The organism is Acidiluteibacter sp. (assembly GCF_055129545.1).
On record NZ_JBSRUB010000013.1, the window covers coordinates 185,730 to 201,524 of the forward strand.

A 15,795-nucleotide genomic window follows, 5' to 3' on the forward strand; every position below is an offset into this window, starting at 1 on the left:
AATGAAGAAAGTAATATTAATCGCAGCATTAGCAATTTCAAGTATCAGTTATGGTCAAGAGCTTTCTTATGGCTATTACAATTATGTGTTGAATCGATTCAATTTAAATCCTGCCTTTGCGGGCAATAATGGAAACATTTCGGCCATGTTGAACACAAAAACACACATGGCTGGCTTCAATAATGCACCACGGAATACCATGTTTGGATTACATGCACCCATCAATCTTAATCAAGGGGTTGGCGCTCGGGTGGTATCGGATAGACGAGGTGCATTTCAAGTTGATAAATATGATGCAGTATATAGTTATCAGGTACAATTGGATGATCGATCTGATTTGAGATTTGGAGTGTCTGCTGGTGCAGTGAATCGAAAATTGAATCCATCTCGAATTGATAATTCAGAGTTTTTGAATCAGAATGACCCAACTTTAGTTGGCGATTATTACAATGAAACAAACTTTATTGCAGGAGTAGGGTTGGTGTATGATTTCGAGAATTTACAAGTGGGGTTAAGTGCTCCAAATTTGATAGATGGTAGCGATGAAATCAGTGATTATATCGTGGGTTCTATTTCTTATGATTACAAATTTAACAATGAAGATTTCGTTCTTCAACCAACCGTGATTTATCAAAATTTACCAGTAGTAGACAATCAATTTGACATTCTTTTGAAGGGAGAATACCAAGAGAAAGTGTGGGCGATGGCAGGCTATCGATCCAATAACAATTTGACATTTGGATTGGGCTTTGATTTGGGTCCTTTTGGAGTGGGTTATGCCTATGAAATGGCAAACTCTGAACTCTCAACTATCGCTGGAGGATCGCATGAAATAATGATACAAGTGGCCTTTAAATCGGCTAAGTTGAAGCAAAAAGATGCCTTGGTGAAAACATTAGATGAGTATGTTGCACGTTTTGATGCGATGATCAATGACAACTCCAATCAATACAATAGAGCTCAAGTAATTTCTGAAATCCAACAAATTAGAGTCGAGTTAAATAAGTTGGAGGCTAGTAATGACAAAAGCACTGCGAAAGTAGTTGATAAGCGATTGGAAAAAATTGAAAGTCAAATTGATCAATTGGAAAAGAAATACAGTAAATAATGACAGTGATCAAAAGGTTCTACAATATGAAAAAAGGAGTTGCTTTATTACTATTTCTCACGACATTTCAGTTTTTGTCTGCCCAGTCGGATACATCAAAAGTGTTAGAAAATAAGTCGAGAATTAATAACTTAAATCAGCGGTTAGATAATTTGGTAAAAGATGCTTCTGTCCTTTCCAGTAGCGATAGCATAGAAATAAAATTGGACCTTCTAATGAAACAAATGGCAGAAGTGAAACAAGAAGTTGCCACAATGAAATCAGCAATAAATACAATGGCTGAAGAGAATAAGGAAGCACGTGAAGAATATCAAAAAGGAAATGCTGATTACTTGGAAGAAGGGAAATATTACGTGGTTATTGGTTCCCGAAGAAATCAAGCATTAGCTGAAGCTTTGCTTAAAGAGTTGAGCGTATCTAATCAAGTAAAATTGATGAAAAACCAAAGAGATACTTGGTATCATATTATCTTATCAAATTCATTTAAACTTGAAGAAGCTGAGCAAAAGGTAAAAGATTTGAAGCAAGGAGCATTTACAGATTCGTGGTATACCACAAGTAAAAGGCTACAATAATTTAGTTTAACAATTGATTAATTGCTTAAAATGCCTGAGTCTATAAAATGGATTCGGGCATTTTTATTTCATCTACTTTTTACATTACATCCTTGAGGGTATCTTTATAACTTCTTGAAATGGGTAATTCTGTATTGTTGACATAGACTGAAGTAGAATTAAATTGCTCAATCTTGTTTTTATTAATAATAAAACTTCGATGTATTCTTATGAATTGATCACCAAGCTCTTGTTCAAAAAGTGATAAGCTGGCTCTTTCTATATAGGTAGAATTAGCGGTTACAATTTTTACATAAGATCCGCTTGCTTCAAGATAAAGTATACTTGACTGGTCGATTAGCTTTTTCCCGTAGCTTGTTTTAATTTGAATTGATTTCTGGTTGTTTGTTTTGAATATTTCTAATAATGCTACGATGTCGCTCTCTTTATAGGGCTTGGTGATGTATGCCAATGGCTTCGTTAGCGCAGCTTGTTTAACTGTAGGGATTTCATTATTAGCGGTTAAATAAATAAAGGGTTGTTTAATCTCGTTGAGGTGGATGCCGAGATCAATACCAGTTTTTTCGCCAGCCAACCGAATGTCTACGAAGTATAGATCAGGATTAAGCTGCGTGTTTTGGATGACTTCATCTACATTATCTAAAATTCCGATCACATTTACTTGGTGTTTTTCAAGGATTAGCCGCAGATGATCTGCAACAATAAAGTCATCTTCTACAATTATTACATTCATTTATTGAATTTTATGTTTAAGCTATAACCAATGGTGTTGTTTAGCGTTATGGAAGCTTTTAACTGCTTCAGTAGTAAGTTTACTAATGAGGGAGATTGGCCTTCCTTAAGCCCTGTCCCATTGTCTTGATAATTGAAATGGATCACGCTGTCAGTCGCTTTCCAAGTGGAGATTTTAATGATTTTACCTTTCTTGGTTTTAAATGCATGCTTCAATGAATTGATGATTAATTCTGTTACTAACAATCCAAGGTAAACTGATTTATCGACAGCCATCTCAAAATCATCTATTTCAAGTATCAACGTCACTTCTTCTTGAATCAAACCTGACTTAAAGTTACTTTCAATACTCTTTAAATAATCTTTAACAGAAATACTTTTTTTGCTTTCGTTTATGTATAGCTGTTGGTGCAAGGCTGCAATCGAATTTATTTTCTCTGAAATACCTTGTAGTTCTTGTTTAACAGCATCCGATTTGTATATTTCTCTTCCAATTAAGGAGATAATTAATTGTAGGTTGTTCTTTATTCGGTGATTAGATTCTCCCACCAAAAACTCATTTTCTTTGATCAGCTTAGCCAACTGCCTATTCTTCCTGGTAGTTTTGTAGGAAGAAATTACAATCAGAAGAATAATCACTAATAATAAAACCCCGATAAAGGTGTAGAACTTTTTTTCATTTTTCGCCCTCAATAAAGCTTCTTGATTTTGAGCCAATAGCTTATCTTTTGCTTCGACTTTATATAGCGTTGTCAACTCTTCTAATTTGTTTTTTGATTGAACTTCTCTGAGTTTTACATCAGTTTGGGCTTCTAAAAGCATGTATTTAAGTCCGTTCAGCGTGTCATTTAATCCAAAGTGCGAATTAGTAAGCAACCAATAAGCTTCCATCATTTGTCTGTAATATTTCAAACTATCCATATAGGAAAGGACCTTGTTGGCGTAATAAATAGATGAATCATATTCCTTATTATTAAGAAACATGTGAGATTTTATTTTCAGGAGAGAATAATAATCAAGGTCTTTTTTATAGGATAAAGTTCTCAAAGCACTATCCAAATAGATTTGAGCCTGAGCAGGTGAATTATAATTCGAAGTTGAATTGTATAACCCGCTTATTTCCATATAGGAGGTATACTGATGGTCCAAGAAATGATATTTCCTAGAAATTTGAAGTGATTTTTTTGAATAGACTAACGAAGTATCCAATTGTTTTGGGAATTTGCCATTTTTGGCATCATAAAGTTCATTGTATACTGCTGCTGTGCGATGATAAAAACGACACAAAAGCTCAGGATCTTTAGGGACATTGGTGTTCATTGCTCGAATAAGCGATTGTGCTGAGTAATAGTCTCTTATTTTACGGTAGAATTCAATTAATTGTATTTTCGTTTTATCGATCAAATACTTGACTTGAGTACTTTCAGCAAGATCTGCAGCCTCCTTCAATAGTTGGTATCCTTCTCCTGATTCATCCGCATTTGTTGTGCTCTTTCCCAATTCTATAAGGTACTCTATCCTTAATGAATCAGCAGCTGTCTTATATTGATCCTGAAATTCTAGTAAATAGGTTTTAGCAGCTTTGAAATTTCCACTTGAGTTTAACTTATTTAAACTGTCCGTATTGTAATAGTGGTTATTTCCTTCACCTTTTGAATTTACAGTGAAGAGAAGCAGAAGAGCTAAACAAGAGTATAGACGTAGTAGATTTTTGATTGGTGTTCTTTTAAGTTTATGATAACAAAGTAAGTAATACTTTTTTAGGTAATTCAGTTCTCAATTGGTTATTCACAACAAAAAACTGTTGCTCGCCCATCACCGCCTCTTTTCAATTCATTTTTTTTGTGCCATTTAAAACAAAAACTGGTTGCTCAGAACATTTATTGTGGAGTTGAAATTTCCTTCTCTACTTTTATTTAGAAATTGGGTTTTTTCTCTTTAATGATGGTGATTTGATTGATGGAAATGGATGAGTTGAGAGTTAAATTATTTCATCCACAACAAAAAAAGGTTACTCACATCAAAAGCGAAACTACAGAGTGAAAGTACCGTAATTCAATTTTTAGAAAACAGATAGAAGTATAATATTATAACCAGCCATTATGAGATTTAATTTTTACAAAGCTATTAAAGCCTTATTTACCCGAATTGCATACTCTAAAATTGCAGTGCTAGCCCTTTTAATTTTTTCAGCTGGAACTATTACAGCCTCTGTTTCAGGATATGGGAGTGGGGAAGTAAATGCAAGTGTTGATTATTCAACAGGTTATTTGAATGTGAACTGGAGGGATTTTAGAGGGGGGCAAACATGTGATGATTATATGAACACTGCAAGAGTTTACTACCGCTTAGGTCAATCAGGAACTTGGATTCAGATTTATGACCAAAATAGCGCAATTGGGACCGTTGCTCATACTTCGACCGCAGCTAATGAAAGAAGGACAACTATTTTTCGAACAATGCCTGCTAATTTCTTTGAACAAACAGTTCAGGTTAGATTCACAGGTAATTGGAAGGAAGAAGATGGGTTTTTCTGTGATGGTAATACCGATGGAAAAGACTTTACCTTTACGCTAAATAATACGATTAATGCACCGAGGAATGTTACTGCCTCTAGTAGTTCATACTGCGACAAGGTAAGGTTGACTTGGGATGACGGAACAAATGTAAATGGTTTGAGTTCTACTAGAGTGAGAATTTTAAGAAGCGGTGTCGCAACTTCTAACTATGTATACTCTAGCACTAATTTAGCTGATTATACAGAAGGGCCAACAGCTGTAGACTTGAACCTTAGTGTTCAAACTTATTTAGAATGGACGAATGACGGACAAACGAGACAAGCTTATGGTGGTACAGTAAATGTAACCGGTAAAAAATATGGCCCACCTGGAAAAGCTGAAGGACTGTATTTAGAGCAAGCTAACTGTAATGGACAAATCCAAGTCAATTGGAATTGGAGTAGTGCAACCAATCCAAGTAATTTTTTAATAGAACGATCAGCGGATTCAAATTTTACAAGCATTACTACTTTAACAGTATCCGGTTCTGATCGAAGTGTAAGAGATGCCAATACTTCAATAGGTCAAAAATATTACTACAGAGTTTATGCACAAGATAATTGTCCGAATAGTTCTACACTGAAAGCAAAATCAGAAGTTTCTACAAAGGAAACTGAGGTAGGTTTAGGGATTCCGCCAACAACTACGGTAAAAAATATTTCTGTAAACTCTGTCAATAAGTCTGTTACCTTGACTTGGAGGGATAATACTAATTTAGAAGATGGGTTTAAGGTAGTTCGACAGTCTGGAAGTGGACAAGTAGAATTTGATGTAGCCGCAAATGATACAAGCTTTACAGATAATACTGCTGATAATTGCACCAATTACACCTATCTGGTAAAAACCTACAATAGTTGTAAAAACACTGGAGTAATATCAAGTAATTCACTTTCTGCCTATATTCCTTCAGATATTTCTCAAACATTTAGCAATAATGGAAAATTAGAAGCCACCGACGGTGAATTCGGAGAACGAATAGACATAAAATGGTCTACACCAAATAAGCAAAATGATGACTGGAGTATACTTAGAATAAATCCAATTACGAACGACACTGTTCCTATTGCAAATTTGGATGGTAGAGTGAAATCATTTAACGACAATACGGCTGATGCAAATACCTTGTATAAGTATCTAATTTCAGGTGAATCAAATTGCGCCGGAAACGTAGTTTTCTCAGATACCACTAGTGATTTTGGATTTAGATTGGCTTTTGGGACAATCAATGGACAAATAACCTACTCAGGAGGATCAGCGGTGAAAGGAGTTAAAGTTACTGCTTTAGCAGCATCTGGAGCAAGCGGAAAATCTGGTGGTTTTAATGGGTCAAGTTCTTATGCTACCATTTCAAATTCAGCTAAATTATCTGATAGTTTATTGTCTGTATTAGCATTTATTCGTCCAAATACTACTTCTGGAATCCAAACCGTAATTAGCAAAGTTAGCTCAACAAAAGGGTATCAATTATATATTGAAAGCAACCAACTTAAATTAAAATTAGGAACTACAATTAAACAAGTTGCCATACCAAATTTTAGTGCAGGGAATTGGATTTCTGTTGGAGCCATTGTTTCAAGTGATACTGTTAAATTACTGTACAACGGAAAAATTTTAGGGGTATATCCTCATACCGAAAGGGCCAACATTAAAAACTCATCTTCAATTGAAATTGGAAGAAATGGAACCACAAACTACTTTAATGGCGAAATAGATGAAGTTAGATTGTATAACAAAGCATTAACTAATCAAGACTACCAAAGAAGCTACGATGTTTACATTAATCCATCTATGAATGGATTGGTGGGATATTGGAGATTTGATGAAGGTTTTGGAACTACCGCATATGACTATTCAAAAACGTTATTAACGACCAATAAAAATCATGCAACATTAACAAATGTAGCTTGGAGTAATTCTAAGCCAACCACTTCTCAGTTGACAGCCGGAGCCTATACCGATTCTCTAGGGAGTTATTTTATTCCATTTGTACCTTATTTGGGCACCGGTGACAATTATACTATTCAACCTGAATTTGGAACACATACTTTTACTCCTGCTACGACTACACTTTTAATAGGTAGTGGATCAGCAAACTATACTGGTCAAAATTTTACTGATAAATCTTCTTTTACTGTTTCAGGATCTGTGAAGTTCAAAAACACAAGTTGTTATGTAGAAGGTGCAAGGATAAAAATTGATGGAGAGGTAGTTATCCGAAATGGAGAAGTAGCTATGACCAACGATACAGGTAAATTTACGATTCAAGTTCCAATTGGCCCTCATGTGATTACAGTTGAACAAACAAGTCATGTATACTCAGCAGGACGTTTTCCGCCTATAGGGACAAGAGATTTTCAACAGAACGTTACAGGTATTGAATTTATAGACAGTACCTTAGTTAAGGTTGTAGGTAGGGTAGCAGGTGGAAGTATCCAAAAAGCATTGCCTCCCAATCTTGGTAAAGGGAAAAATAATATTGGTGTTGCTACAATTCCTTTTAAGTCAACGAAAGGTAATGGTTGCTTAACAACACAAGCTATCACTAACGATACTACAGGTGAGTACTCGATTAACTTACCACCAATGCGTTATGAGATTCCGAATTTTTCAATTACTAGTAATGCTTCAATACAGTTTAATGACAATACCTTGCTTGACATTACCAATGTGCCGCCTGTTGTGTATTCAACTGATTCTGTTTTTAGAGACTCTTTAGGAATTCGTCAATTAGTGAAAATCGATTCTGCAGCCTATCAAAGACAACGTGACTTTATACAAACAGTAAGTCCTTCTGTAGATGTAAGGTCAGCAGATAGACCTGTGAATAAGTTTGGATCCGATACAATTACCTACAGCAATGCTGGGGTAAAAATTCTGATACCTGCTGATTCTTTGGGGTTGAATTATCCAATTTTTGAGGAGAATAAAGAATATAATTGGAATATTTCCGCTTTTCAGGTTTATACCAATAAGGACAATGGGATGTCTGTATTAGATTCTGTCCCAATGTCTGAAGGTAATATCATTATCGTGAATAATTTGGCTAGTGAACCTCGCCAAGAATTTAGATTTAGAATCACTGATACAACTAAATTTACAGGAATTCAAAAATATACTTTTACAGGTGGTCAATCCAATACTGCAGCAAATCAAACAAATCCGCAATATTCATTCTCTAAAGTTTGTGAAATTACATTAGCTCCTCAGGAGGGTCTTGCAGTTTCCTGGAAGCCAAATGCAACAGACCCGAACAGTCAATTTTTTAGAGGAATTGTATTCGGAGGAAAAGCGCTTGGTAATTCGTTTGCTACGGCAGGACCTCAGGTGGTTACAATGGTATTAAGGGATCCTCCGGGTACTGGAAGTAGCGCAACTTGGGAAAAAGCTACGACTGTTACTAATTCTTATTCATTTGGAATACAGGCGGGTATGGCAAGCAAATTGAGTAGTGAGATAAAGCTAGGAACAGCATTTGATGTTGGATTAGGTTATACTACGCCAACAAAAATAGAGGCATCTGCAAAAAATAGTGTTTCTGTTGAAGCGAGTATTGGAGCAAATGGTGAATTAATCGAATCATCTACTAATTCGCTTGGAATTACTACCGGAACTACTGATGAGTTTGTTGGAAGAAATGCCGACTTGTTCTTCGGTAGATCAATGAACATGGATTTTGGATTGTCACAAGTGTTATCGCTTATAAATGCGAATCAATGCAATGGAAACTGTGCATCTACTATATATAGGTATAATGGAGTAGATTACAAAATAGGAACTTATGTAAGTATGTACGCTATTCCAAAGGGATATCAAACTGAGTTTGTTTTCACTCAATACGGAATTGAGAACTCTGTTATACCTAAGTTGGAAGCTTTGAGAAATCAATTTTTATTAAATAGTTCTAAATATACCTCAGTCGCAGCTACACATCCTAATTTTGGAAAGAGTAATGACGATATTACGTTACCAAATCCTACACCAGACCCTGATGCAAATTCATTGGAGGACTCGACTGGTGCTAGTTATACGTTCAAAGGTTATGTTAGAATTGATACTACTTATTTGAGTCCATTTACGGGTATTTCTAGAACAATGACTATGTATGAGGGAGTTGATAGTGTATGGTGGTACAATAAGCAAATTAAACTTTGGCAGGATGCATTAGCAGAGAATGAAAAAGCAAAAGTAACTGCCAATCAAAGTAATTTAGACCGAAATATCTCCTATCAAGGAGGAAGTTCAATCACTTATTCCAATACAACTACAAAATCACTAGGAGGGTCAATATCATTGGGATTCAACCTATCACAAGAAATGACATTAGCCGTTGGGGCCGAAATTGGTGGAACAGGTGCCAAGGTAGAACAAAGCACTAGTTTATCTATGAATACAAATGCAACTATCGGCACCAATGAAGAAACATCTACTACCTTTTCATATACCTTGGACGATCCTGATCCATTGGATGAGTTTAGTGTTGATGTTTTTAAGGCCAAAGATGGGTATGGGCCAATCTTTAAAACTCGTGGTGGACAAACTTCTTGTCCTTATCAAGGAGAAGTAAAAACGAAGTATTACCAGAAGGGAACAATTATAGACCAGGCAACCATACAATTTGAAAACCCTGGAATTGCTGCAAGTCCTACCATCCTTTATAATATTCCTGCAAATGGACAAGGAAATATTAACCTCTCATTGATAAACAATGGATTGGAAAATGTTATTTATTCATTAAAAGTCCTTGAAAATACAAACCCAAATGGGGCCATATTAAAAATTGATGGAATTGATCCAAATAGAGATTTTGCTGTACCTGCATCCACTTCTATTTCTAAAACTCTTGTGGTTGAAAAAGGACCTAATCACATTTCATATGAAAATATTGGATTGGTATTTCATTCTAGGTGTCAATATTCTTTTGGAACAGCCGCATATGACGATATAGCTGATACAGTATATTTTTCTGTCAATTTCTTACCATCTTGTACAGAATTAAATGTACAAAGTCCACAAAACCAGTTTGTAGCAAATAATTCATACACGAATGTTTTACCTGTAATTATCTCTGGTTATGATATTAACTATGGTGGATTGGAGAAAATTCAATTGCAATATAAAGCATCTAATCAGGCATCATGGGTACCTTTAGGTAGGGAATGGTTTAAGGATACCAATGATATTGATACGCGATATCCAAATCATGTTGATCCACAATTGATTCCTAGGGATCAATCTTACATTGACTATTCATTTGAGATGAAACAGTTAATAGATAGAAATTATGATTTACGAGCAATTTCTACCTGTAAAATTCCTCAAAATCCTGATTTTGATCAGCGATCAAGTGTAATTTCTGGTGTTTTTGATCGAGTAAATCCACATCCTTTTGGAAGTCCTACACCTGCTGATGGAGTGTTAGATCCGAATGATGATATCTCCATTCGATTTAACGAAGTAATTGAAGCCGGTTCTTTAACTCCAGATAATTTCCAAATTACAGGAGTTTTAAATGGTCAAGAATTACGTCACGATAAAGCAGTAGCTTTTGATGGAGCAACGGGCTTTATGCAAATAGCAAATGGATTCGATTTTGCTTCTGGAAGTTTTACCGTTGAATTTTGGGCAAGAAGAGATGTAGTTGGAGCCGATCAAACGATTATTTCACAAGGTGCTAGTAATAATAATATTTTTTCTATTGGCTTTAATGCCGCTAACCAAATAGAAGTGAAGTTAGGCAATCAGACCTCTACTTCCTCTTTCGCCATTTCTGATACGGCTTATTGGCATCATTATACAGTTACTTATGATAAGACTAATTTAGTTTTGGAAATTACTGAAAGAGATGCACAAACTTCTCAACTGAGCACCGATAATAATTTCTTTACCAATTATACTAGTGGTGGAAAAACCTTTGTAGGTAAGAGCTCAAGTACAAGCCCGAATTTCTTCAGTGGCTCTATACACCAACTAAGAATTTGGAATAAAGCATTGACATCTGGAGAAGTAAGTAGTAGAATAAGTCAAAACTTACACGGAAGAGAAGCCGGTTTAATCGGTTATTGGCCAATGGATGAAGGGAAAGGGGTGTTAGCTGAGGATAAAGCACGATTCCGCCATGCGGAGATGAAAGCCAATTGGGAAATTAATCCAAAAGGCACTTCTGCTCAATTTGATGGGAGCTCAAAATATGTAGTAGTTGATTCAGCTGGTACCTTGGCCATCACTCAAGAAATGGACCTTAGTATAGAGTTTTGGTTTAAAACATCTGGTGGTCGTTTACAAACCTTCCTTTCAAATGGAAGCGGACGATTTTTCTTAACGGATTCCAATAGAAATGGTTGGAATATTGAAATGAATGCTCAGAACGAAATTTGGGTGAAAAATGATTCATTTGCTTTTAAAGCAGTTCAAACTAATTTTGCTGACAATAAATGGCATCACTTTGCTTTGGTTGTAAATCGATTGGCGAATACTACCTCATATATTGATGGAACCCAGCAAAAAACAATTTCTAGTGCCGATTTTTGGGGATTTGGAGCAGCGAAACTTGCTTTAGGAGCGCGCTACAGTATCAATAGTAATCAAGAGACTTTTGATCAGCATTTCTTAGGTCATATGGATGAAGTTCGGATTTGGAATACAGCCTTGTTGAGGGAAAATATTGAGTTAAATCGCTACAACAGAATGAAAGGAGATGAGTTTGGATTGATGGCATACTATCCTTTTGAAAGTTATCGATTAGAGTCAGGCGTACCTAAATTAGACGTTTCTATGGCAAATCATTCGAGTATTTTATCGAACCCAAGTCGAATCAACTCAAGAGCTGTAAATGGTCCTGTTTATTCTATTGAAACTCCTGCAGTGGCGCTACAACGTCCAGTTGAAAAGATTAAATTTTCATGGAGTGTAAATGGAGATCAGGTTGTCATTACTCCAAACGAGCAAGCAGCAAACATTGAAAACGTAACACTCAATATTTCGGTAAAAGAAGTGAAGGATTTACATGGAAACGTGATGCAATCGCCGAAAACATGGATTGCTTTTGTCAATAAAAATCAAGTGCTGTGGCAAGATGCTGAGAAGAACTTGAGTAAGGAGTTGAACGATACGTTGACGTTTACTGCTAAGGTAGTGAACAGTGGAGGAGAAGTAAAGAACTTTACCATTTCAAACATACCTGCTTGGTTGACTGCAACCCCATCAAATGGAACAATTAATCCGTTAAGTACTAAAACAATCAAGTTTACCGTAAATCAAAGTGTGAATATTGGTGATTATACTGAGGATGTATTGTTGACGACTGATTTTGGATTTAATGAGAAATTGCTAGTGAAATTGAAAGTGTCTAAAACAGCTCCAAACTTTGCAGTAGACCCTTCATTATATCAACAAAGCATGTCTGTTATTGGTCAGATTAGAATCAACGGACAAGTTTCTACCAATCCTGATGATAAGTTGGTAGCGTTTATAAATGGTGAAGTTAGAGGTGTTGCTAATTTACAATATGTGCCGACCTATGATAAATATGTGGTGTTCTTAGATGTATATAGCAATGCTTCAGATAGCATTTATTTCCAAGTATGGAATGCCTCACAAGGACAAATTCATACGGATATAAATCCAGTATTGTATTTCAGCAATAATGATTTAGTGGGCTCTCCTGCTAGTCCGCAATACTTTGATGCCATTAATAATATTTCAAAACCAATCATTTTGAAAAGCGGTTGGAACTGGGTGTCTTTCCCATTAACTGATCATAAAATGAACAGTTTCCACAATTTCTTTGAGGAATTGAATTTGCAAAATGGCGACATGGTAAAAACCATTGGAAATAACGCCAATGCGCAATATGGTGGTTCTTCAATTGGATGGAGTGGGAATTTAGTCAACCAAGGTATTAAAAATGAGGTATCTTATTTAATTAAGATGTCGGTGAGAGATACTTTAAATTATAGAGGGTTAGCTATCGATCCAGACACCGTTCAAATTAATGTGGTGACAGGTTGGAATAGAATTGGATTTATTTCATTGAGAAATATGCAAATATCTACCGCCTTGGCTAATTTCAACGCTCAGGATGGCGACATCATTAAGAGTCAAGAACGGTTCTCTTATTTCGATTCAAACTTAGGTTGGATTGGTAGTTTACAAACGTTAGAACCAACCAAAGGATACTTATTGAAAAGTGCATCTAATACTAGCTTTGTATATCCACGTCAAGGATTATTGAGACTAAGAGATGAGTTGCCAGCACAAATGGAGTTGGAAACCATGTTAACAGATAACTACACCTTGAATTCCAATAACTACGAAGCAGGAGTGTCTGCAATAGTTAAAGTGGAGGTTTGTGAAGAGGTCGTTCAAAACGAGAATGTTATTTTAGCGGCATTCAATGGGGAAGAATTAAGAGGTTGGTCTGAGTCCGCTACGAAAGTCAACGAAGAGTTAGGATACCAATACTTCTTAACTGCCTACGGTGAAGGGAATGATCAATTTGAGTATACTTTGATTGATACCATTACGAATGAGAAAATTGCATTGTCTGGTTCGTTAGCGTTTGAGAAAAATGGATTAAAAGGAACCCCAATTAAACCTTTGGTTGTTCATCCAATCACTAAAGTGGATTGTGATGACTTTAAAGTGGAGGTCAACTCAATTGATGCAATGACTATGGTTTATCCTAACCCTTTCCGAAATAGCTTGAATATTACTGTTCCAATTGACTTAGGTGAAGCAGTAGAAGTGAGTCTAATTGATAGTTATGGTAGAGTGTTGCACCAAGAAATCGCAGCCCTAGGAAGCTTATTGAACTGGAGTAGAATTGCCGGAAGCAAGGAAGTTGCTCAAGGAGTATACTACATCCGATTTAGTTCGGATGAAGGCCAAAAAGTAGAGAAAGTAGTGAAGTATTAGAGTAGTTTTTAGTGTAATTGAAAACGCCCGAATCAAGGAATTGATTTGGGCGTTTTTGTTATTTTATATTCTATGTTTTATCCTTTAGCAACTGGCTTTACTGTATTCAAAAACAGCTCATCCAATTGCGCACCAGCAATCGTTGCAGGAGCATCAATCATCACGTCTCTACCACTATTGTTCTTTGGGAAGGCGATGTAATCACGAATGGATTCCGTGCCGCCAAATAGCGCGCAAAGACGATCAAAACCTAAAGCAATACCACCGTGAGGAGGCGCACCGTATTCAAAGGCATTCATCAAGAAACCAAATTGTGCTTTTGCTTCTTCTTCTGTGAAACCTAATAAGTCAAACATTTTCTTTTGTAAATCCCGGTCGTGGATTCTGATTGATCCTCCACCAATCTCAACACCATTAATCACCATGTCGTAAGCATTGGCTCTGATGTCTCCTGGTGCAGTGTTCATTTTGTCTAAGTCTGCTAATTTTGGAGAGGTAAACGGGTGGTGCATCGCATGGAAACGCTCGCTGTCTTCATCCCATTCCAACAATGGAAAGTCGATTACCCAAAGCGGAGCAAATGTATTGTTGTCTCTCAAGCCCAATTGTTTTCCCATTTCCAAACGCAATTCGCTTAGTGCTTTTCTAGATTTATTTACGTTTCCTGAGATCACCAATAATAAGTCGCCCGGCTTCGCATTCATTTTGTCTGCCCAAGCTTTCAATTTCTCTGCATCAAAGAATTTATCCACTGACGATTTAAATGATCCATCACCGTTTACCTTAACATATACCAATCCTGTAGCACCAACTTGCGGCTTCTTTACAAAGTCAGTTAATGCGTCCAATTGTTTTCTTGTATATTCTGCGCAACCATCAGCACAAATTCCTACTACTAATTCTGCATCATCAAAAACTTTGAACCCTTGGTTTTGTGCCACCTCATTTAGTTCAACGAAAGGCATCCCAAAGCGAATGTCTGGCTTGTCGTTTCCGTATAAACGCATCGCATCATCAAAAGTCATCCGAGGAAAGTCAGCCAACTCAACACCTTTTACCGTTTTAAATAGATGCTTCATCATTTCCTCAAAGGTGTTCAAGATATCTTCTTGCTCAATGAAAGTCATTTCGCAGTCAATCTGAGTAAACTCCGGCTGACGATCGGCTCTTAAATCCTCATCTCTAAAACACTTTACTATCTGGTAGTATCGGTCGTAACCAGCCACCATCAACAATTGCTTAAAGGTTTGCGGCGATTGTGGTAAAGCATAAAACTCATTCGGGTTCATTCTTGAAGGAACCACAAAGTCACGAGCACCTTCAGGAGTCGATTTAATCAAGTAAGGCGTTTCTACTTCTATAAAATCTTCATTGTTTAAGAAGTTTCTCACCTCTTTATTAATTTGATGTCTTAGCATCAATTTTGAAGCTACTGGTTTTCTTCTCAAATCCAAGTAGCGGTATTTCATTCTCAAATCTTCACCACCATCTGTTTCATCCTCAATAGTAAATGGAGGTGTTTTGGAAGCATTCAAAATAGTCATTGAAGTCACTTCAATTTCCACCTCACCGGTCTTCATGTTCTTGTTCTTGCTGCTTCTTTCAATTACTTTACCCGTAACAGAAATCACAAACTCACGACCTAATTTTCGTGCTTTTTCGCACAGTTCGGCATGCGTTTCCATGTTGTAAACCAATTGTGTAATTCCATATCGATCACGAAGATCAATAAAGGTCATACCACCTAAATCTCTTGATTTTTGAACCCATCCGCAAAGGGTTACTTCTTTATTTAAGTCTGAAATGGTTAATTCTCCACAGGTGTTTGATCGCAACATATTCTTCAATATAATTTAAGCGGCAAAATTAGTGAATCGGTATCTTTTAAGCTACATAAGATTGACTTTAA

6 protein-coding genes are annotated in these 15,795 nt (G+C 36.3%); 3 read left to right on the forward strand and 3 right to left on the reverse strand.

What is annotated here, in order from left to right:
* The first annotated feature begins 1 nt into the window (after position 1).
* Positions 2-1,108: a PorP/SprF family type IX secretion system membrane protein gene (locus tag ACTB0X_RS06925; RefSeq protein ID WP_463024268.1), complete on the forward strand. Its 1,107-nt coding sequence runs from the start codon at positions 2-4 to the stop codon at positions 1,106-1,108.
* 26 nt (positions 1,109-1,134) lie between these two features.
* Entirely contained in the window at positions 1,135-1,683 is a 549-nt protein-coding gene (locus tag ACTB0X_RS06930) for an SPOR domain-containing protein (RefSeq protein ID WP_463024269.1), read from the forward strand.
* Positions 1,684-1,762: 79 nt separating this feature from the next.
* Here the strand turns inward: ACTB0X_RS06930 and ACTB0X_RS06935 are convergent, their stop codons facing one another.
* Positions 1,763-2,416: a LytR/AlgR family response regulator transcription factor gene (locus ACTB0X_RS06935; protein WP_463024270.1), complete on the reverse strand. Its 654-nt coding sequence runs from the start codon at positions 2,414-2,416 to the stop codon at positions 1,763-1,765.
* On the reverse strand, positions 2,413-3,915 hold the full coding sequence (locus tag ACTB0X_RS06940; protein ID WP_463024271.1) for a sensor histidine kinase: 1,503 nt from the start codon (positions 3,913-3,915) through the stop codon (positions 2,413-2,415). The genes ACTB0X_RS06935 and ACTB0X_RS06940 overlap by 4 nt, the downstream gene beginning before the upstream one ends.
* Positions 3,916-4,517: 602 nt before the next feature.
* On the opposite strand from ACTB0X_RS06940, the gene ACTB0X_RS06945 reads away from it, so the two are divergent.
* On the forward strand, positions 4,518-13,886 hold the full coding sequence (locus ACTB0X_RS06945) for a LamG-like jellyroll fold domain-containing protein (protein WP_463024272.1): 9,369 nt from the start codon (positions 4,518-4,520) through the stop codon (positions 13,884-13,886).
* A gap of 77 nt (positions 13,887-13,963) precedes the next feature.
* Here the strand turns inward: ACTB0X_RS06945 and aspS are convergent, their stop codons facing one another.
* Positions 13,964-15,724: an aspartate--tRNA ligase gene (gene aspS / locus ACTB0X_RS06950; protein WP_463024273.1), complete on the reverse strand. Its 1,761-nt coding sequence runs from the start codon at positions 15,722-15,724 to the stop codon at positions 13,964-13,966.
* Positions 15,725-15,795 lie beyond the last annotated feature (71 nt).